Source organism: Corallococcus macrosporus DSM 14697, assembly GCF_002305895.1.
GTDB lineage: Bacteria > Myxococcota > Myxococcia > Myxococcales > Myxococcaceae > Myxococcus > Myxococcus macrosporus.
Window position 1 is genome coordinate 7,399,982 of sequence record NZ_CP022203.1, and the last position, 20,532, is coordinate 7,420,513.

15 protein-coding genes are annotated in these 20,532 nt (G+C 70.7%); 10 read left to right on the top strand and 5 right to left on the bottom strand.

Features of this window, described 5'->3' with window-relative positions; translation table 11 throughout:
- Positions 1–64 precede the first annotated feature (64 nt).
- From MYMAC_RS29855 to MYMAC_RS29880, 6 genes are all read left to right on the top strand, one after another.
- Positions 65–2,248 carry a serine/threonine-protein kinase gene (locus MYMAC_RS29855; protein WP_095960529.1) on the top strand — a complete coding sequence of 728 codons (2,184 nt, stop codon included), beginning with the start codon at positions 65–67 and terminating at the stop codon, positions 2,246–2,248.
- Between the two features lie 62 nt (positions 2,249–2,310).
- On the top strand, positions 2,311–3,114 hold the full coding sequence (locus MYMAC_RS29860) for a hypothetical protein (RefSeq protein ID WP_239989088.1): 804 nt from the start codon (positions 2,311–2,313) through the stop codon (positions 3,112–3,114).
- Between the two features lie 14 nt (positions 3,115–3,128).
- Positions 3,129–3,953 (top strand): hypothetical protein, encoded by an 825-nt coding sequence (locus MYMAC_RS29865; protein WP_013938161.1) that lies wholly within the window; start codon positions 3,129–3,131, stop codon positions 3,951–3,953.
- A gap of 298 nt (positions 3,954–4,251) precedes the next feature.
- Positions 4,252–5,667 carry an L-serine ammonia-lyase gene (locus tag MYMAC_RS29870; RefSeq protein WP_013938158.1) on the top strand — a complete coding sequence of 472 codons (1,416 nt, stop codon included), beginning with the start codon at positions 4,252–4,254 and terminating at the stop codon, positions 5,665–5,667.
- 123 nt (positions 5,668–5,790) lie between these two features.
- Entirely contained in the window at positions 5,791–6,444 is a 654-nt protein-coding gene (locus tag MYMAC_RS29875; protein ID WP_095960530.1) for an SRPBCC family protein, read from the top strand.
- A 174-nt stretch (positions 6,445–6,618) separates the two neighbouring features.
- Positions 6,619–8,769, top strand: a complete 2,151-nt coding sequence (locus MYMAC_RS29880) for a catalase (RefSeq protein WP_095960531.1) — start codon at positions 6,619–6,621, stop codon at positions 8,767–8,769.
- Between the two features lies 1 nt (position 8,770).
- On the opposite strand, the gene MYMAC_RS29885 is transcribed toward MYMAC_RS29880, so the two are convergent.
- The 4 genes from MYMAC_RS29885 to MYMAC_RS29900 form a co-directional block, all read right to left on the bottom strand.
- Positions 8,771–9,895 carry a hypothetical protein gene (locus tag MYMAC_RS29885; RefSeq protein WP_095960532.1) on the bottom strand — a complete coding sequence of 375 codons (1,125 nt, stop codon included), beginning with the start codon at positions 9,893–9,895 and terminating at the stop codon, positions 8,771–8,773.
- A gap of 94 nt (positions 9,896–9,989) precedes the next feature.
- On the bottom strand, positions 9,990–11,702 hold the full coding sequence (locus tag MYMAC_RS29890; protein ID WP_095960533.1) for a sodium:solute symporter family protein: 1,713 nt from the start codon (positions 11,700–11,702) through the stop codon (positions 9,990–9,992).
- On the bottom strand, positions 11,699–11,878 hold the full coding sequence (locus MYMAC_RS29895; protein ID WP_013938153.1) for a hypothetical protein: 180 nt from the start codon (positions 11,876–11,878) through the stop codon (positions 11,699–11,701). The genes MYMAC_RS29890 and MYMAC_RS29895 overlap by 4 nt, the downstream gene beginning before the upstream one ends.
- Positions 11,875–14,358: a PIG-L family deacetylase gene (locus tag MYMAC_RS29900; protein ID WP_095960534.1), complete on the bottom strand. Its 2,484-nt coding sequence runs from the start codon at positions 14,356–14,358 to the stop codon at positions 11,875–11,877. Before MYMAC_RS29900 ends, MYMAC_RS29895 begins: the two co-directional genes overlap by 4 nt.
- A gap of 94 nt (positions 14,359–14,452) precedes the next feature.
- Here MYMAC_RS29900 and bshC point away from each other — a divergent pair, with 94 nt between their 5' ends.
- The 3 genes from bshC to bshA are packed head-to-tail and all read left to right on the top strand — an operon-like array spanning position 14,453 to position 18,092.
- Complete coding sequence (gene bshC, locus MYMAC_RS29905; RefSeq protein WP_204817020.1) at positions 14,453–16,129, top strand: bacillithiol biosynthesis cysteine-adding enzyme BshC; 1,677 nt, start codon at positions 14,453–14,455, stop codon at positions 16,127–16,129.
- Positions 16,126–16,932: a bacillithiol biosynthesis deacetylase BshB1 gene (gene bshB1 / locus MYMAC_RS29910; protein ID WP_013938150.1), complete on the top strand. Its 807-nt coding sequence runs from the start codon at positions 16,126–16,128 to the stop codon at positions 16,930–16,932. Before bshC ends, bshB1 begins: the two co-directional genes overlap by 4 nt.
- Positions 16,929–18,092, top strand: coding sequence for an N-acetyl-alpha-D-glucosaminyl L-malate synthase BshA (gene bshA, locus MYMAC_RS29915; RefSeq protein ID WP_095960536.1), 1,164 nt, complete (start codon positions 16,929–16,931; stop codon positions 18,090–18,092). Before bshB1 ends, bshA begins: the two co-directional genes overlap by 4 nt.
- A 22-nt stretch (positions 18,093–18,114) precedes the next feature.
- Here bshA and MYMAC_RS29920 read toward each other — a convergent pair whose 3' ends face one another.
- Entirely contained in the window at positions 18,115–18,972 is an 858-nt protein-coding gene (locus MYMAC_RS29920) for a DUF2911 domain-containing protein (RefSeq protein ID WP_095961733.1), read from the bottom strand.
- A 220-nt stretch (positions 18,973–19,192) separates the two neighbouring features.
- Here MYMAC_RS29920 and MYMAC_RS29925 point away from each other — a divergent pair, with 220 nt between their 5' ends.
- Entirely contained in the window at positions 19,193–20,488 is a 1,296-nt protein-coding gene (locus MYMAC_RS29925; RefSeq protein WP_095960537.1) for an ATP-binding protein, read from the top strand.
- Positions 20,489–20,532 lie beyond the last annotated feature (44 nt).

Genomic DNA, 20,532 nt, shown 5'->3' on the forward strand with positions numbered 1-20,532 from the left:
GGGGGGTGGGAGGATGGAATGGGCGAAGTTTCCCCGAAATGCCCTGCCTGAGAGCTCCAGCCACATGACCCGACCCGCTGACGGTGACCTCGCCATCGATGAGGTCCTGCGGAACACGTACAAAGTCGTCTCGCTCCTGGGGCGGGGAGGAATGGGCTCGGTGTACCTGGCTCAACACCTGCGCCTTCCCGGCAAGCAGGTGGCGGTCAAGGTGCTGCGCGGCGGCGACCACCTGACGCCGGAGATCTTCGCGCGCTTCCGCCGCGAGGCGGAGATTGCGTCGCGGCTGGGCCACCCCAACATCGTCGAGGTGCTGGACTACGACACCCTGGAGAACGGCAACCCGTTCCTGGTGCTGGAGTTCCTGCGCGGCGAGAGCCTCCAGGAGCGGCTGGAGCGCGGGCGCCTGCCCATGGAGGACGTGGTCTCCTTCACCCGGCAGATGGGCTCCGCGCTGCAGGCGGCGCACGGCGCGGGCGTCATCCACCGCGACCTCAAGCCGGCCAACGTGTTCCTGGTGCCCACCGACTCGGGCGGCGTGGTGGGCGAGCGCGTGAAGCTGCTCGACTTCGGCATCTCCAAGGTCCTCAGCTCCACGACGGTGCAGACGCAGGAGGCGACCATCATCGGGACGCCCCAGTACATGTCGCCCGAGCAGGCCCAGGGGAAGAACAAGGACATCGACGCGCGCACGGACGTGTTCGCGCTGGGGTGCATCGTCTACGAGATGATGGCCGGCAAGCCCGTGTTCGGCGCGGGCAGCCTGGCGCAGATGATCTTCCGCGTCGTCTATGAGCCGCCCGAGCCGCTCGAGCCGCTGTGCCCCGAGGCCTCGCCGGAGGCCATCGCCGCGGTGATGCGCGCGCTCGCCAAGAGCGTGGACGAGCGCTATCCGGACGTCTCCTCCTTCATCGCGGACCTGACGGGCACGCCGCTGCACTCGCTGTCCACGGCCGTGGGGAATCAGCTCGCCCCGCGTCCCCAGGCGCCGGTGTCCGGCATCGCCCTTCCCTCCGGGGGCCCCGCCTCGCTGTCCGCCACGGCTCCACCCGGAAGCCTCAAGGTCGCGCCGGACACGGGCCGCGAGGCCTTCGATGCCACGATGGCGCCCGGTTCCGGGCAGCAGGCCGCGCAGGGCTTCAGCCCGTCCGCGACCGGGCAGATGGGCGCCGTGCAGCCGCAGGCGTTCAGCCCGTCCGCCACCGGGCAGATGGGGGTGGCGCAGCCGCAGGGCTTCAGCCCTTCCGCGACGGGCCAGATGGGGGTGGCGCAGCCGCAGGGCTTCAGCCCTTCCGCGACGAGCCAGATGGGGGTGGCGCAGGGAGGCAATCCTTCCGGCGTGGCGCAGTTGTCGGTCGCGTCGCTCGTGGATCCTCCCGGCCTGGAGCCGACGCTCATCTCGAAGCAGCTCCCAGCCATCCCCGTTCCCGAGCGCCCCGCGCAGCCGAGCACGGCCGTGAGCGTCCCCGTGCCCATCGCGGGCGCCGAAGCCCAGGCCGCCGCGGCGCTGCTGTCCGCCCCCTCCACTTCCACCGCGGCGTCCCCCGCCGCGAAGGGCCGTGGCGCCTTCATCGGCGCCACCGCGGCGGTCCTGCTCGCCTCGAGCGTGGGGCTCGTCTGGTGGCTGAAGGGAGGCACCGCGGGCGAGGGAGTGCCCACGCCTCCCGTGGCGAGCACCACCGTGACGAAGGACCCGTCGACGACTAACGGCACGCAGCAGGGCAATGGCACGCAGCAAGCCAACAACGCCCAGCAGGCCAACAACGCCCAGCAGGCCGACAACGCCCAGCAGGGCAATGACACGCAGCAGGCCAACAGCGCCCAGCAGGGCAACGGCAGCCAGCAGGCCAACACCACGCAGCAGGCCAATGGCACGCAGAACGGGTCGTCCACCCCGTCGGCGGCCCCTGGCGCCACGCAGCAGACGGCGGTGGCCACCCACACCACGCCCGACAAGCCGGCGCGTCCGGTGACGCGCCCCGAGCCCAGGGAAGAGCTGCCCGAGCGGGTCCGCAAGCTGCTCAAGGAAGGCGAGAGCGCGCTGGCCTCGGGTGACGCCAGCCGCGCCATCGCGCTGGCCCGCAGCAGCCAGCGGGCGAAGCGCTCCACGGCGGCGTACTCGCTGCTCACCCGCGCCTACTGCCAGCAGAAGGACCTGGGCGGTGCGGTCAGCGAGTGGCCGAAGGTCGCGTCAGCGGAGCGTGCCAAGGTCAGGAAGTTCTGCCAGAAGCACGACATCGAACTCTGAAACAGCGGGCCATTCCGCGAAGGGGGGCCCTCATGCACCACGAGGTGATGCGCTTGAGAAACATGGTCGCAGTGATTGTCGCGGCAGTCGCGCTGGGTGCTTCTCAGGCCCTGGCCGCCGCGCCGGTGGAGGCCGGCAAGGTGTACTCCGGCTCGGAGGGCGAAGAGGTGGCCGTGGTGCCGCTCGCGCCCCGGTCCGACAAGAAGTTCATCCTGCGCGTGAAGGGCACGGGCTCGGAGTTCGACGGCCTGGTGTTCCCCTACGAGCTGAACGACTGGAGCACCCGCAGCACCGAGCAGTTCAACTACAGCACCCAGTGGCACGGCCGGAAGTACACCGCCCTGCACGTGCGGGACACGAAGTACGAGCTCTACGTGCCCGGCCGTCAGCGCTCCATCCGCCTGACCTACGACGAGAAGAAGACCGCCGCGCTGAAGCCGGAGGAGGTCTACGCGCTGCACCAGAAGCAGATGAAGGACGGCACCCTGGCGAAGCTGATGGCCTTCGACCGCAAGGGCGAGGAGTCCGGCCACGACAAGGAGTTCGCCGCCACCCTCCAGGAGATGAACAACGCGTGTGGCACCTCCGTGGCCGCCCGCATCGACTGGAGCAGCATCAACGAGGAGCAGCTCAAGGAGCTGAGCATCTCCAGCTTCTGTGGCACGCCGCTGACCAGCCTCAAGGAGCTGTGCACCGCGTCCGCCATCGCGAAGCAGACCATCCAGGAGAAGGTGAAGCAGGTGAGCTGCCGCTTCGGCAACGGGCTGGAGCCCAGGCTCGAAGCGGACCGCGTCATCTGGACGACCCACCGGGACGCGGCCAACCAGGACAAGTTCGCCACCAAGTTCTTCAAGCAGAACCTGTAGTCGGAGCCTTCACGATGCGATTCCAGCGTTTCGCCTTCGCGGCGATGTCGTTCGCGTGTACCGCCGCCATGGCGGCCGAGCCCATCACGCCCCCCTGGGGCAAGGAGTCGAACCTCGGCGAGAAGATGATGATGGAGGCCACGTCGGTGTGCACCGACGGCAAGGGCCACTACGTGGCGCTCACGCCCGACGACGAGGACATCAACGCCGTCCTCTACTACGGCAACGAGAAGCAGCTCGTCCAGGTGCCCCACCCCGGCCCCTACACGTCGCCCACCTCCTTCCTGGACCCGCGCTTCTTCAACAAGGGCGCGAACCCCAACTTCCGCGGCATCGACTGGCGCGTGATGTCCAGCGTCGAAATCGACCGCAAGGAGCGCACCTGCGCCCTGACCTGCGGTGAGAAGAAGATTCCCCTCACCATGCTGGACGGGGAGCCGGCCTCCGAGCTGCTGCGCAAGGCCACCTTCCTGCCCAACCCGCAGAAGTTCGCGCCCTACGCGCTGCTGCGTGACACCAAGGGCGCCTACTACTTCGTGGACCGTGGCTTCCACGAGGCGGAGAAGAAGAACTACCGCGTCTTCATCGGGCCTCGCGGCAACCTGAAGGCCCAGAAGATGACCAACGTCATCTCCGACTCGGAAGGCGAAATCTTCTCCACCAGGCGCGGCGACCTCCGCCTGCTGCTCGACAAGGCGAAGCCCGCCCTGTGGATCGAGAACAAGAAGCGCCGCCTGGAGCTGCGCCAGGTGCCGGTGGAGGAGAACCTGCCGCTCATCTACAACGAGCTCGGGGTGTACGAGGGCGCCCGCCTGGGAACGCCCTGCGACGACCAGTAGCCGTCCGCGAGCACGGGGGCCGGGAGCAGGCGTCCCACGGGGCGCCTTCCCGGCCCTTCGTGTGTCCGGCGCCAGCGGCGCACGGCGGCGGCGCCTTCAACGCGACACGCCAGGCGCCGCGCACTCAACGCGCCGCGTCTACCGCGCCATGTGCGCATGGCGTGGGGTGGTCTCGCCAGGAGTGCGCCCGGCCTTCGCTCGTTGGACGTCCAATGACGTTCATCCGTCCACGCGGTGACAGGGGCTTCGGCGAGGGGGCACTGGGACGGAAGTGGAAACGTGGCATGTTGCGCTCGCCATGGCCGTCAGCGTCTTCGACCTCTTCAAGATTGGTATCGGACCTTCCAGCTCGCACACCGTGGGCCCCATGCGGGCCGCGCGGACCTTCGCCCGGAAGCTGGCGGACACCGGCGTGCTGGAGCGGCTCACGAAGCTCAAGGTGGAGCTGTTCGGCTCCCTGGGCGCGACGGGCAAGGGCCACGGCAGCGACAAGGCCGTGGTGCTGGGCCTCCTGGGCGAGACGCCGGAGGCCGTGGACGTGGAGGCCGTCCCCGCCATCATCTCCCGCTGGCGCGCGGAGGGGCGCCTGGCGCTGCTGGGCCAGCGCGAGGTGCCGTTCCGCGACGGCGAGCACCTGGTGATGCACCGCCGCCGCTCGCTGCCCTTCCACCCCAACGGCATGCGCTTCACCGCGTCCGGCGCGGACGGAGTGGAGCTGGCCTCCGCCGTCTACTACTCCGTGGGCGGAGGCTTCGTCGTCGACGAGTCCGCCGCGGCCGCGGGCAAGGACCCGCTGAGCAAGGACGCCACGCCGCTGCCCTTCCCCTTCCAGTCCGCCGCCGCGCTGCTCGAGCACTGCGAGCGCGAGCGCATGAGCTTCAGCTCCATCATGCTCGCGAACGAGAAGACGTGGCGCGACGAGGCGGAGATTCGCGCCGGGCTGCTGCGCGTCTGGGACGTGATGCAGGCCTGCGTGCGCCGGGGCTGCACCAGCGGCGGCATCCTCCCCGGTGGCCTCAAGGTGGAGCGCCGCGCCGCGGCCATGTACCAGAAGCTCCTCAGCCGCCCCGAGGCCGGGCTCACCAACCCGCTCACCGTGCTGGACTGGGTGAACCTCTACGCCCTGGCCGTCAACGAGGAGAACGCGGCGGGAGGCCGCGTCGTCACCGCGCCCACCAACGGCGCGGCGGGCATCATCCCCGCCGTCCTGCACTACTACTGGCGCTTCGTGCCCGGCGCCAACGAGGACGGCGTGGTGCGCTTCCTGCTCACCGCCGGCGCCATTGGCGTGCTCTACAAGGAGAACGCCTCCATCAGCGGCGCGGAGGTGGGCTGCCAGGGCGAGGTCGGCAGCGCCTGCTCCATGGCCGCGGGCGCGCTCACGGAGGTGATGGGCGGCACCCCGCTCCAGGTGGAGAACGCGGCGGAGATCGCCATGGAGCACAACCTGGGCCTCACCTGCGACCCCATTGGCGGCCTGGTGCAGGTGCCCTGCATCGAGCGCAACGCCATGGCCTCCGTGAAGGCCATCAACGCCACGCGCATGGCGCTCTCCGGCGACGGACGCCACTTCGTCAGCCTGGACAAGGTCATCCGGACCATGCGCGACACCGGCCGAGACATGAAGGACAAGTACAAGGAGACGGCGCGCGGCGGCCTGGCCGCCAACGTGCTGGAGGTGGCCAACCTGAGCGTGGGCCTCCCGGAGTGCTGAGCAGCAAGCATCCTCCGTCATGGCCGTTCCGCTGTGCGTGGCTTGCGCGGGACTTTGGACACGCTCTAAGACGCGCGGCGTGAGCGCGGCCATGTCGGGCCGCGGCCAAAGGACCCCACCCCCATGCTCAAGAAGATTCTCGTCGGGCTCGCCGCCGTCATCCTGCTGTTCGCCGGCGTCGTCGCCACCCGCCCGGACACGTTCACCTATCAGCGCAGCGCGGTGCTGCCCGTGTCCGCGGACATCGCCTTCGCGCTGGTGAACGACTTCCACCGCTGGACCGAGTGGTCCCCCTGGGACGGCCTGGACCCGCAGCAGAAGCGCACCTACTCCGGCCCGAAGACGGGCACGGGCGCGGACTACGCCTGGGCGGGCAATGACCAGGTCGGCGAGGGCCGCATGACCATCACCGACAGCAAGGTCAACGAGCAGGTCACCATCCGGCTGGAGTTCATCAAGCCCTTCGCCGCCGTCAACACCACCACCTTCACGCTCAGCTCCGTCGAGGGTGGCACCCAGGTCGTCTGGGCCATGTCCGGCGAGAACAACTTCGTGAGCAAGGCCATGGGCCTGTTCATGGACATGGACGCGATGATTGGAAAGGACTTCGAGAAGGGCCTGGCCTCCATGAAGGAGGTCGCCGTGGTTGACGCGAAGAAGCGCGCGGAGGCCGAGGCCGCGCTCCTGGCGGAGGCGAAGGCTCGCGCGGAGGCCGCCGCCGCTGCGGCTCCGGCCGGAGACGCGGCCCCCGCCGTGGCCGCGCCCGCGGTGCCGTGAAGCCCACCTGACGCCAGCGGACGAGCGCGCAGTGGTGGACACTGCCACGCGCGCCACCGCCGCCGCGCCACGAGCAAGTGCCGACTCGCCGACGTCCCCGCGTTCCTCGCGGCGCGGGGCGGACGCCCCCAGCGTAGACGGCGCCTTCACCTCTCTCGTTGGCGACAGGCCCCCATGAAACCGCGCAAGCCCTCGGCGAAGTCCCGGCCCACCACGCTCAAGAGCGAAAGCCTCGAACCCCACCGGATGCACGCGGAGGGCAAGGTCCTCACCACGGACCAGGGCATCCCCATCTCGGACACGGACAACTCGCTGAAGGCGGGCGTCCGCGGCCCCACGCTCCTGGAGGACTTCCACTTCCGGGAGAAGCTGATGCGCTTCGACCACGAGCGCATCCCGGAGCGCGTCGTCCACGCGCGCGGCGCGGGCGCCCACGGCTACTTCCAGGTCTACAAGTCCCTGGAGAAGTACACCCAGGCCCGCTTCCTCACCGACCCGTCCCTGCGCACGCCCGTCTTCGTGCGCTTCTCCACCGTGGGCGGCTCGCGTGGCTCGGCGGACACCGTCCGGGACGTGCGCGGCTTCGCCACCAAGTTCTACACGGAGGAAGGCAACTTCGACCTGGTGGGCAACAACATCCCCGTCTTCTTCATCCAGGACGGCATCAAGTTCCCGGACTTCGTCCACGCCGTCAAACCCGAGCCGCACAACGAAATCCCCCAGGCGTCCTCGGCGCATGACTCGCTCTGGGACTTCGTCTCGCTCGTCCCCGAGACGACGCACATGGTGATGTGGCTGATGTCGGACCGCGCCATTCCGCGCAGCTTCCGGATGATGGAGGGCTTCGGCGTCCACACCTTCCGGCTGGTCAACGCGGCCGGCAAGGCGACCCTGGTGAAGTTCCACTGGAAGCCGCTCCTGGGCAACCACGCGCTCGCCTGGGACGAGGCCCAGAAGCTGTCCGGCAAGGACCCGGACTTCCACCGCCGCGACCTCTGGGAGTCCATCGAGAAGGGCGACTTCCCCGAGTACGAGCTGGGGCTCCAGCTCATCCCCGAGGGCGACGAGCTCAAGTACGGCTTCGACCTGCTGGACGCCACCAAGCTCCTCCCGGAGGAGCTGGTGCCGGTGCAGCGCGTGGGCAAGCTGACGCTCAACCGCAACCCGGACAACTTCTTCGCGGAGACGGAGCAGGTGGCCTTCTGCGTGGCCAACGTGGTGCCCGGCATCGACTTCACCAATGACCCGCTGATGCAGGCGCGGCTCTTCTCGTACCTGGACACGCAGCTCACGCGGCTGGGCGGCCCCAACTTCGCCGAGCTGCCCATCAACAAGCCGGTGTGCCCCGTCACCAACCACCAGCAGGACGGCTTCGGGCGGCAGGCCATCCCCACCTCCCGCGCCAACTACCACCCCAACACCCTGGGCGGCGGCTGCCCCGTGCTGGCCAACCCGGCGAGCGCCTTCCGCCACTTCCAGGAGCGCGTGGAGGGCCACAAGATTCGCGCGCGCAGCGGCAGCTTCAGCGACCACTTCAGCCAGGCCACCCTCTTCTACAGGAGCCTGTCGAAGCCGGAGCAGGAGCACCTCGTCGCCGCGCTGGAGTTCGAGATTGGCAAGGTGGAGCGCGTGGAGATTCGCGAGCGCGTGGTGAACCAGATTCTGGTGAACGTGGACCCGGAGCTGGCGGTGCGCGTGGCGCGCGCCGTGGGCGTCACGCCCCCCAAGGTGTCCAAGCCTCCCAAGCCGCCCAAGGCCGCGGGCAAGAAGGGGGCGCCGTCGGTGGAGGCGTCCCCGGCCCTGAGCATGGAGAACTCGCCGCATGACTCCATCCGCACGCGCAAGATTGCCGCCCTGGTGTCGGACGGGTTCGCGGGCAAGGAGCTGGAGGGCGTGCGCAAGGCGCTGCAGGAGCGCGGCGCGACGCTGGAGCTGGTGGGCCCCACCCTGAGCCCCGTGACGAGCCAGGAGGGCCGGGAGGAGCGGCCCCTGCGGACCTTCTCCACGGCGTCCTCGGTGATGTACGACGCCGTCTACGTGCCCGGTGGCGCGAAGAGCGTCGCGGCCCTGCGGCGCGTGCCGCTCGCGGTGGACTTCGTGCGTGAGGCCTACGTCCACTGCAAGGCCCTGGCGCTCTCCGCGGACGCCGCCGGCCTGCTGGACTCCGCGGGCGTGAGCGACCTGGAGCCGGCGCCCACCAAGGGCCTGGACACCACGCGCGGCGTCGTCCGCAGCGCGAAGGTGGAGACCAAGGGCTTCGGCCAGCTCTTCGCCGAGTCCATCGCCCACCGCCACTGGGAGCGCGAGGCGCCGCCGCCGGCCTAGCTCAACCGCCCAAGCCCATCCGCCCCGCGAGCAGGCCCAGCACGAAGGCCAGCACAGCCAGGGCTCCCGCCAACATGGGCGGGACGCCCTTCACGCGGGCAGCGGCGGCGGGCCCGGCGACGCGCACCGCGCCGGGCTCCTCGGGGACGATGACGCGCACCTTGATGACGGCCTGGGCGAGCACCGCCTCCACGTCGGTGAGGAAGCGCTCGTACTCCTCGGCCTGCATCTCCAGCGGCTCGCCGTGGTGGGATTCGTACCGCTTCGCCACCGCCTCGAAGTTGCGGAGCTGCGCCTCGCGCTTGGACACGTCCACCCAGCCGCACGTCAGGGATGGGCCCGAGCCCTTGCGAGGCACCAGGGAGATGGCCTGCCGCGCCAGCTTCCCGCCCGCGGTGCTGGGCCCCTCCGGCTCGTCGATGCGCAGCACCCGGTGAGGGCCCCGGCCGTACATCTTCGCGGACAGCGCGTCGCGGAGCTGCTCGGCCAGCAGCGCCGAGTGGTTCGCGAACATCGTCCGCAGCGCGGGGGCCTCCTCCTCGGCCACCACCTTCGCGCCCAGGGGCTCCAGCGGGCTCAGGCGCACCACGCCCACGCTTGCGGGCGAGGCGCTGGCCTTCCGCGCGCTGGCGTGCTTCTCCGGAGCGCCCACCCGCCCTGGCGTGGCCTTCGCCTCCGGGACACCGCGGGCCTTGGGAGGACTCGAAGGCCTGAGGTCCGCGAAGTCCTCGGCGGCGGGCAACGCGGGGGGCTCGGCCCTCGCGCTCCTGGCGGCGCCGCGCGGGCGCCCCGGCCGGGCCGGCGGCGGCTCGGAGAAGTCCTCCAGGGGTCCCATCCGCGTCTCCAGGGGCGGCTCCCCGGCGAAGTCCTCCAGGGGTCCCATCCGCGTCTCCTGGGAGGGCGCCTCGGCGAAGTCCTCCAGGGGTCCCATCCGCGTCTCCTCGGTGAGCGGCTCCACCGGGCCCATGCGCGTCTCTTCGTAACGCGGCTCCCGAGGCCCCCTCCTCGGCTCCTCGGAGCGCGAGACGAGCGGAATGTCCCGCGTCGCGTCCTCGTCCTCCTCCGGCGCGATGCGCGGCTCCTCGGAACGCCCCGGGCGCCCCGGCCGCCTCTTCCCGTCAGACATGTCCGTCCCTCTTGGGGGACGAGCATACTGCAAGGCCGGGCCGGCGCCCCTTCACGGACGCCTCCCGGCCTTCATCCCCCCGCGTGCGCCGGGCTCAGGCCCCCGCCGCGGGGGAAGGCGTTGCGCCGCGCGGCAGGACGGCCTGCATCACCAGCCCCAGCGCCATCACCAGCGCGCAGCCGATGACGTTGAACCAGAGATAGCCGATGTCGGAGAGGAAGAAGAGCGCCACCACCGTCGCCTGGGAGATGACGGCCGCGGCGAACACGGCGTGCCCGCGCACGTGTTTCACGAAGAAGGCCACCAGGAAGATGCCCAGCACCGTCCCGTAGAAGATGGAGCCCAGGATGTTGATGGCCTGGATGAGGTTGTCCAGCAGCGACGCGAAGGTCGCGAAGGCCACCGCGACCAGCCCCCAGAACACGGTGAACAGCTTGGACGCCACCAGCACGTGCCGGTCCGAGGCGTCGCGCCGGAACACCCGCCGGTAGAAGTCCACCGTCGTCGTCGTGCCCAACGCCGTCAGCTCGCTGGCGATGGAGCTCATGGCCGCGGACAGGATGACGGCGATGAGCAGCCCGAACAGGCCGCTGGGCAGCCAGCGCTTCACGAACGCGATGAAGATGTAGTCGGAGTCCTTGGTCTCCGCGCCCGGCAGCGCGCGGGCCACCATGTCCTTGGCCTCCTGCCGGACCGCGCTCGCCTCCTGCTCCGCGCCCTGGAGCAGCGCCCGGGAGGCGTCGCCCGCCACCACGTCGCCCGCGTCCACCGCCGTCAGGTAGCGCTCCACCTCCGCGCGCTTGCCGGACTGGACCTGCTCCCACTTCGACTCCAGCGCGGCGTACTCGGCCGCGTGCGCCGTGCCCTGCACGCGGGTGCGCAGGGTGTCATTGAAGAGCAGCGGCGGGGTGCTGAACTGATAGAAGACGAAGACGAGAATCCCGACGAAGAGGATGAGGAACTGCATCGGGATTTTCAGCACGCCATTGAAGAGCAACCCCAGCCGGCTCTCGGAGATGGAGCGCCCGGTCAGGTAGCGCCCCACCTGGGACTGGTCCGTGCCGAAGTAGGACAGGGACAGGAACAGCCCCCCCGTGATGCCGGACCAGAAGTTGTAGCGGTCCTGCATGTCGAAGTCGAAGCTCACCAGGTTCATCCGGCCGAACGCGCCCGCGACGTCCACCGCCTTGCCGAACGAGACGTGCTCCGGCAGGCGCCAGAGGATGACGGCGGCGGCCACCACCATGCCCCCCATCATCACCACCATCTGCTGCTTCTGCGTCTGGCTCACTGCCTTGGAGCCGCCCGTCACCGTGTAGAGGATGACGAGCGCGCCCATGGCGATGACCGTGGGCTCCAGGGGCCAGCCGAGGATGGTGGAGAGGATGATGGCCGGCGCGTAGATGGTGATGCCCGCGGCCAGCCCGCGCTGGACGAGGAAGAGGAACGCGCCCAACAGCCGCGTCTTCAGGTCGAAGCGTGACTCCAGGTATTCGTACGCGGTGATGACGTTCAACCGGTAGTAGATGGGCACGAAGACCGCGCTGATGATGATCATCGCGATGGGCAGCCCGAAGTAGAACTGCACGAAGCGCATCCCGTCCTCGTAGGCCTGCCCGGGGACGGAGAGGAACGTGACGGCGCTGGCCTGCGTGGCCATGACGCCCAGGCCAATGGTGGGCCACTTCAGCTCACGGCCGCCGCGCAGGTACTCGTCGCTGGTGGCCGTCCCGCGTGACTTCCAGAGGCCCCACGCCACGATGGACGCAATCGTCCCGCCCAGGACCAGCCAGTCGAGCCCCGTCACGCGTACACCTCGGTGAGCATCCAGAACACGGCGACGAACACGACGAAGGTGGCCATCACCAGGATGTAGATGTTGCGCCACGAGCCCAGCAGCGGCGGCGCGTCATCGAGCTCGGGCCGGTGCGCGGGCGCCTCGGCGGAGGGCTCATGGGGGTTCAGTTGGGGGGCAGTGCTCATTGAGAGAGGATGTTGGCCAACAGGCGGTAGGCGCCGGGAACCCCGGCGGGGAGCTGACGGAAGAAGGCGAGGCCCGTGTAGACGAACGTGCCCTTGCCATGGCGGGCGACCAGCAGCGCGCCCTGGAGCGGCGCCTCACCGGCGTCATGCATGGCGAACACGGGCCGGAAGCGGGCGTCCCACTTGGACGCGAAGTAGAGGCCGCGCTCCTGCACCCAGCCCTCGAAGTCCGCGGCCGTCAGGGCGTTGGGCGCGCGCAGCAGCGGCTCATCGGCGGACAGCGGCGTCATCACCGCCGTCTCGTCCGTCACCCGGTCGCGGTCAATCTCCAGGGGATAGGGACTGACGAGGGACGTGAGCGGCCCCACGCGGCTGTTGGTGTTGTACTGGACCACCAGCCGGCCGCCGCCCTCCACGTACTGGAGCAGCCGCTCCCGGTGGACGGCGAGGCGCGGGTTGGCGTTGAAGGCGCGCACGCCCACGAGGATGGCGTCGAAGCGCGCCAGGTCCTCCCGGGCCAGCCGCTCCTCGGGGAGCAGCGTCAGCTCATAGCCCACCGCGGCCAGGCTCTCCGCGACGCGGTCTCCCGGCCCGGGGATGTAGCCGATGCGATTGCCCTTCATCGCCAGGGAGAAGGGCACCACCGTGGCCGTGGACGGCTGACGCACCGTCAGCGGCGGGATGTGCGGATAGGACACGGAGCGGGCCCGCCAGGACCAGGAGCGGTCGCCCACGTCGACATCCACCTGGAGCTCGCCCTTCTGGGTGGCCCCCGGCGGCGGCGTCACCTGGAAGGTGACGGTGCGCTCGTCGCCACGCGCCGCGAGCTTGAACTCCACCGCCTTGGGCTCCACGCGCCAGCCGGGCGGCGCCATCAGCCGCACCGTGCCCGGCACCTGGTCCATCCCCGCGGCCAGCACCACCGGCACGGCGCGGGACTCACCGTTGGGGAACATGAGCACGTCCTGCGCCAGCGTGGCCGTGACGACCGGGACGACCTCGAAGTCACGATAGAGCTCGCCGCGCACCGGGTCCGTCCAGGCGTGAATCACCGGACGCACCACGCGGAAGCGCCGGCCCGCGACCTTGTATTCGAACGTCACCGACAACGCGGGCGCGCCCTCCGGGTGGCCGGTGAGCGCGCGGTCCTCGCCTTCCAGCGTGTACAGGCCCCCGGTGACCGGCTCGCGCAGCCAGTAGGGCGTGGAGATGGGCGCCGTCACCGGCAACGTCACCGTGCGCGCCAGCTTCACGGGCACGTTCGCGCCCAGCTTCTGGCCCACGGCCTCGGGCTGCTCGCCCGGCAGCGTCACGCCCACCCACTCCACGTCCGCCGGCGAGCGGTTCAGCGCCACCACGCTCAGCGCCACCGGCAGGCCCGGGATGCCCGTGGGCGCGGCGGCGCGCACCTCCAGGAACAGGCCCGCGCAGGCGGCGATGAGCGCCTCCGTCTCCCGCAGCTTGGGCGCCTTCCACGGGTGCGAGTCCGGCAGCGCGGACAGCGCCTCGTGCACGCGGACGAGCGCGGGCAGGGAGCGGTGCGGCGCGCGCGCGTCGTACCCCTTCTGCGCGGCGGCCACCGCGCGGGACACGGCCTCGGCGCCCTTCCAGCGCTTCCAGGTGAAGTCGAGCCCCTCGAACACGTCGCGCTTGGGCAGCGTCCCCGCCAGCGGCGTGAAGTACTCCAGGCCGGGGCCGCGGTCCGGCGCCACGCCGAAGCCCTGGCTCTTGTGCTGGCTGCGGCTCTCCGCGGCCACCTCCCCCCACGAACGCCCGAGCAGCGCGTCGTAGCCGCCCGCGTCCAGCTTCAGGTAGCGCGACAGGTCCTCACCGGGCTTGAACCACCAGTGGGACGCGTTGTTCAGCAGGCGGTCCGCCTTCCAGGGCTTCACCTCGGAGAGCTGCTCCGGGAAGCGCTTCGGGTCGGCGGCGGCGATGAAGGCCTCCTCCGCCAGCAGCGCGGAGGCCGTGTGGTGGCCGTGGTTCGGAGGCTTCGTGGTGAAGCGGGTGATGATGATGTCCGGCTGGAAGCGGCGGATGGCGAGCACCACGTCCGCCAGCACCGCGTCATGCCCCCAGATGCGCAGCGCCTCCTCCGCGCTCTTCGAGTAGCCGAAGTCCCGCGCGCGCGTGAAGAACTGCTCCGCGCCATCCACGCGCCGCGCGGCCAGCAGCTCATGCGTGCGGATGAGCCCCAGCAGGGCGTCCTGCTCGGTGCCGATGAGGTTCTGCCCGCCATCACCGCGCGTCACGGACAGGTAACCCGCGCGCAGGCCGCGCGCCCCCACCAGCCACGCGAGCAGGCGCGTGTTCTCGTCGTCCGGGTGGGCCGCGACATAGAGCACGCTGCCCGTCACCCCGAGCCGCTTCAGGCCCGCCGCGATTTCACCCGCGTGAAGCTGCCGAGGAGGCTGCGCGATTGCCGTCGACCCGATTCCAAGGCTCATGGCCAGCGTCATTCCGAGGAGCAGGTTCCGCATTCGGGCGGACCCTATAACAAGCCTCTTCCCAGCGCGCGGCTCGCGTTCGCACCGGGATGACACGCGCCGCCACGGCCGCACATGACGTGCGAGCGTGCAGTTCCGGTGGCGCGTCCGCCGCGACCTGTTATCACGACATGCCGTGACGTCCTCGTTCTCGACCGCGTGGCTTCGCGGAGACGCGCCAGCGCGCTCCTTCCTCTCCGACGACTATCGCCACCGTGAAGGCCGCGCCCGGGCCGTGGCCGCCGCCGCGTCGCGGACGGTGTCGCCCGCGCTGCTGGACGTCCTCGGCGCGCAGAACGCGCGGCTCGCGCCCAGCCCCGCGCGCGAGCGCAACCTCGCGTTGCTCGCTCAGCCCGGCACCGTGGCCGTGGTGACGGGACAGCAGATGGGCCTCTTCCTGGGCCCGCTGTACACGCTCTACAAGGCCGCCTCCGCCATCGTCACGGCGCGCGCGCTTCAGGAAGAAACCGGCCGGCCCTGTGTTCCCGTCTTCTGGCTCCAGACGGAGGACCACGACCTGCCGGAGATCGACCACTGTGTCATCCCGCGCCCGGGCGGCGGCCCCTGTCGTCTGGCGCTCGAGCTCCCCGACGCGGCGACGTCTCGAGCGCCCATCGCCCACCGCCACCTCGGCCCCAGCGTCCTCCCCGCCCTGGCCGCCCTCCGCGCCGAGCTGGAAGCGGAGCCCCACGCGGCGCAATTCCTCTCCCTGCTGGAGCGGGCCTACCGCCCCGACGCCACGCTCGCGGGGGCCTTCACCGAGGTGCTGTCGTCCCTCTTCGCCGAGGAGGGACTGCTCTTCCTCGACCCGAGAGACGCGCGGCTGGCGCCGCTGGCCGCGCCGGTGCATCGCTTCGCCCTCCAGGAAGCAGGGCCGCTCTCCTCGGCGCTCGCGGCCCGCGCGGAGGCGCTGACCCGCGCGGGCTACACGGTGCAGGTCCACATCCGCCCGGGCTCGCCGCTCAGCTTCTTCTCTCCGGATGCGCTCGACGGTCCGCGCTACCGGCTGGACCCGGCGCACGAAGGCGCCTGGAGCCTGGTGGGCCACCCGGACAACGGCACCCTCTCCCAGGACGCGCTGCATGCCGCGCTGGAGCATGAGCCGCTGCGCTTCACCACGTCCGCGCTGCTGCGCCCCCTCCTCCAGGACACCTGGCTGCCCACGGCCGCGTATGTCGGCGGGCCCGGTGAGCTGGCCTACTTCGCGCAACTGGCGCCGCTCTACGCCCACGCCGGCCGCCCCATGCCGCTCGCCATTCCCCGGGCGCGATTCCGCGTGCTGGATGACCGCACGCGCCGGTGGCTGGGCAAGCTGGAGCTCCGGCCGGATGACGTCGTCGGCGTGCCGCGGGACACCCTGCTCACGCAGCTGGCCACGCGTGGCGCGCCAGAGGCCCTGGAGACGCCAGAGGCCCTGGAGGCCCGCCTCTTCGGCGCCTTCTCCGCGGAGCTGGAGCGCGTGGCCGGGCCGGTGACGGCGCTGGACGCGAACCTCCAGGACGCCGTGCGCCGCACCCAGGGGACGGTGCGGGTCGCGGTTTCCCGGCTGACGGGCCGCTACCGCCGCGCGCTCGCCCGGCGTGACGCCACGGCCGCCGAGCAGGTGGACCGGCTGCGCACCTTCCTCTTCCCGGAGGACGCGCCCCAGGAGCGTGTCCTGGGGCTCCCCTACTTCGCCTGCCGCGTCGGCGCGCGCGCCTTCACGCAGCAGGTGCTGGACGCGTGTGTCCCCTTCTCCGGTGACTCGAAGGATTTGACGCCATGAGCGCGAACGACACGGCCTACGGCATCGACGTGCTCGCCTTCGGTCCGCACCCGGACGACGTGGAGCTGTTCTGCGGCGGGCTGCTGGCGAGCCTGGCCGCCCGGGGCTACCGCACCGGCATCGTCGACCTGACGCGCGGGGAGAAGAGCTCGCGCGGCACGCTCCAGTCGCGCGCGGAGGAGACGGAGGCCGCCAGCCGCGCGCTGGGGCTGGCCCACCGGGAGAACCTGGAGCTGCCCGACGGCTGGCTCAACCCGTGGGCGGGCTTCGACACGCCCGAGCCCGAGCGCGCCCGCACCGCCGCCGTGGCTCGCGTGGTGGAGGCGCTGCGCCGGCTGCGTCCGGAGCTCGTCGTGGTGCCGTGGGAGCAGGAGCGCCACCCGGACCACGAGGCCGCCAGCGCCCTGGTGACGCGCGCCCTCTTCTTCGCGGGCGTGCGCAAGTTCGACGCGGAGCCCGCCGCGGCGCCCTTCACGCCCCGCCAGGTCCTCTACTATCCGCTGCGGCACCTGGCCGAGCCCAGCGTCGTCGTGGACGTCTCCTCCGTCTACGAGCGCAAGCTGGCGGCGGTGCACTGCTACGCCAGTCAGGTGCTGCCCCGCCCGGACGCGCCGGCCACGCTGGTGGGCTCGCCGCTGTCGCTGTCCTCGTTGGAAGCCAGGGATCGCTTCTACGGGGCCCGGATTGGCGTCACCCACGGCGAGCCCTACGTCCTCCGCGAGACGCTGGGACTGGCCGACCCGCTCGACCACTTTCGCAGGAATGGCTTCGCCCGGCCCCTGTTCTTCCCGGCACGCCCATGAACGCCCCGCTCAACGTGGCCATCACCTGCTTTCCGACCTTCGGTGGCAGCGGCATGGTCGCCACGGAGATTGGCCTCGCGATGGCCGACCGGGGTCACCGCGTCCACTTCATCGCCCGGGATTTGCCGGTGCGCCTGCACGGCGTGAATCGGAAGGTCGTCTTCCATGAGGTGACGGAGAGCGACTACCCGGCGCTCCAGCAGTCCAGCACCTATCCCATCGCGCTGGCCTCCAAGATGATTGAGGTGGCCAACTACGAGCGCCTGGACATCCTGCACGTCCACTACGCGGTGCCACACGCCACCGCCGCGTGGATGGCGCGCGAGGTGCTGGGCCACAAGGCGCCGCGCGTGGTCACCACGCTGCACGGGACGGACACGACGCTGGTGGGCATCGACCCCAGCTACCTGCCGATTACGCGCTTCTCCATCATGCGCAGTGACGCGGTGACGGTGCCGTCGGCCTACCTGCGCCGCGCGACGTGGCAGGGCTTCGACATCCCCGAGAGCGTCCCCATCGACGTCATCACCAACTTCGTGGACACCGCGCGCTACGCCCCGGTGCGGGACCGCGCCTGCCTGCGCGCGCTCTTCCCGGCCCTGAGAGAGCACGAGCCGGTGCTCATCCACGTCTCCAACTTCCGGCCGGTGAAGCGCATCGCCGACGTGGTCGCCATCTTCACCGAGGTCCACCGCCACCGCCCCTGCCGGCTGGTGATGGTGGGCGACGGTCCAGAGCGCTCGCCCGCGGAGCGGACGCTGCGGGAGAAGGGCCTGGAGGGCCGCGTCGCGTTCCTCGGCAAGCAGGACCGCTTCGAGGAGCTGCTCGCCGCCTCCGACGTGTTCCTGCTGCCCAGCGAGCAGGAGAGCTTCGGGCTCGCCGCGCTGGAGGCGTTGAGCTGCGGCATCCCCGTGGTGGCCAGCGACCTGGGCGGAATCCCCGAGCTCGTCACGCACGGAGAGACGGGCTTCCTGGCGCCGCTGGGAGACGTCCCGGCCATGGCCCGGCACGTGCTCACCCTGGTCGAGGACGCGGAGCGCTGGTGGGGCTTCTCACATCGCGCGCGGGCGCGGGTCCTGGAGCGCTTCCAGAAGGAACCCGCCGTCGACCGCTACGAGGCGCTCTACCGCCGGCTCCTGACGGGGCCCCTCCGTCGCTGAGGAGCCCCGGGAGCGCGGCGGGCTACTTCTTGTTCTTCCACTCCGCCAGCGCCTTGGAGACCCGGTCACGGTATGGGAAGTTCTTGTCCTTCTGCCCCAGGTCCCACGAGGCCTGCGCGGCCTTGCGGGCCTCCGAATACTTGCCCATGCGCGACAGGACGTCCGCGCGAATCCAATGGGTGTACCAGGTGGGGTTGGCGGCCACGGCCGCGTCGGCGTGCTTCAGCGCGGCGGCGTAGTCCTTGCTGGTCTCCGCCATGTAGGAGGCCGCGCTCGCGTGCATGCTGGCCGTGCTCTTCTCCGCCTGCTCGAGGTTGGCCTTGGCGAAGGCCGCCGTGTCCACCTGGATGGGCACGGAGACGCGCAGCTTCTCCCACTCCAGGTCCAGCCGCGTGCCGGTGTCCGTGGTGTCGGTGAAGAGGTACGTCAGGCGCTCGCGCGCCGGAATCGCCGTGGTGGTGGCGCTCACGGAGGCCACGTCCTTCGCCGCGTCATAGGGCGCGCCGCCCCGCCACAGGCCCAGGTCCGTGTTCAGCATCACCTTCCAGCCCTTCTGCGAGGGCAGGCTGACGATGGCGTACGAGCCCGCCGGGACGGCCTTGCCGCCGAAGGTGACGGGGTGGCTGAAGGTAATCTTCGTCGCCGCGTTGGCGCCGCTGCGCCACGCCTTGTCGTGGGGGACCAGGCTGCCCCAGATCTTCCGGCCCTTCACGGCGGGGCTGGAATATTCGACGGAAATCTCGGAGACACCCACCTCCTGCGTCACCTTCGCCGCGGGGCTGGGCGCCGGCAGCTTGAGCTGCGCCAGCGCGGGCATCGCCGTCAGGGTCATGAGCGCCGAGGCCATACAGCCGAGAAGCTGGTTCTTCATCGTCCTCACTTCGTCCTTTCCCGACCCGGCAGGGTCGTAGAGCCGGCGGAGTGTATAGACGAGGTCTCGCTCCACCTCACGTTCCACCTTGGCCTGCACCGCGTCATGCGGCGGCCGGCCAGGGAGGGGCTCGGGCGCCCTGTACACACGAACGGCGGTGGACATTCCGTGACATTGCGTGGTTCCCCCGCGCGCCCACACTGGCCATGCTGCGCGCCCAAGGAGTCCCATGAAGCTGACGCGGCTCGAGGTCCACCACTACCGGAGCGTCGTCCCTGGCACCTCGCTGGTGTTCAGCCCGTCGTACAACCTGGTGCTGGGGGAGAACGGCACCGGCAGGACGACGCTGCTGGAGCTCATCGCCACGGTGCTCGGCTCCGACTTCTCCGGGCTCATCCACGAGCCGTTCGCGTTGGAGTACGACCTGGCGTTCCCGGGGATGAAGCTGCACGTCTTCGTCCGGAACGAGGAGAGCGCCCCGGCGCCGGACGCGGAGGCGCCGCCGCGCAAGGGCGCGGGGCTGATGCCGCTGCGCACGCCCGCGCCCGCCGACTCCGGGCTGCATCCGCGCATCGAGGTGGACGTGCAGTTCCACTCGCCGTCGGCGCGGCTGGTGATGCGCGCGGACGCGGCGGGCATGGACTGCAAGATTGACGGCGAGGCGGTGTGGTCACGGAGCATGCACTGGTCGCTGTTGGACCGCTCGGTGTGGACGCTGCTGTTCATGGCGGCGCAGTACATCGACGCGGGGATGAAGGAGCGGCTGAAGGAGCTGCTGCGCCGGACGTTCCTGCTGGCGCCGCAGCGCTTCGATGAGGCGCTGGGGATGTTCGACCGCATCGGCGCCATCCGCTACGCCATGGAGGTGCGGGACGGGGAAGTATTCCCGCTGGGGTTGATGGCGCTGCCCACGTGGATGCCGGGCTGGCTGCGGGAGCGGATGGAGCAGCCATCTGTCACCGACGTGCTGGAGCTGACGCACGACGCGCGCGAGGGCAGCTTCCTGGCGAAGTTCGTGGCGCTGGCGGGCTTTGACGCGGGGCGGTTCCGGGTGGAGGTGGTGGAGAAGCGCACCTTCGAGAATGGCGGGCGCGTGGGCTTTGGGGGCTTCGGCTTCGAGTTCACGCGGCGCGATGGCCGGGTGCTGACGCATGAGGCGCTGGGCTTCGGGCAGAAGCGGCTGCTGTCCCTGCTCTACTACCTGGATGTGAACGAGGACTTCGCCATCGCGGACGAGCTGGCGAATGGGCTGCACCCGCGCTGGGTGGAGGCGTCTATGCGGGAGCTGGGCGCGAGGCAGGTGTTCCTCACCAGCCAGAATCCGCTCCTCTTCGAGCACACGCTGTTTCCGTCCGCCGAGGTGCTGCGGGCGTCGCTGCTGTTGTGTGGCAATACGCGGGACGACGGGCAGGAGCGGATCGCTTGGCGGAATCCCACACACGAGGCCGCGGGCAGCCTCTTCGACGCGCATGGACTGGGCGCGCACCCGCTGGCGGAGCTGATGCGCCGGCAGGGGCTGTGGTGATCCTGGGGCATCAGCGAGCACCCGTTGCGCCATGGGCCCTGGAA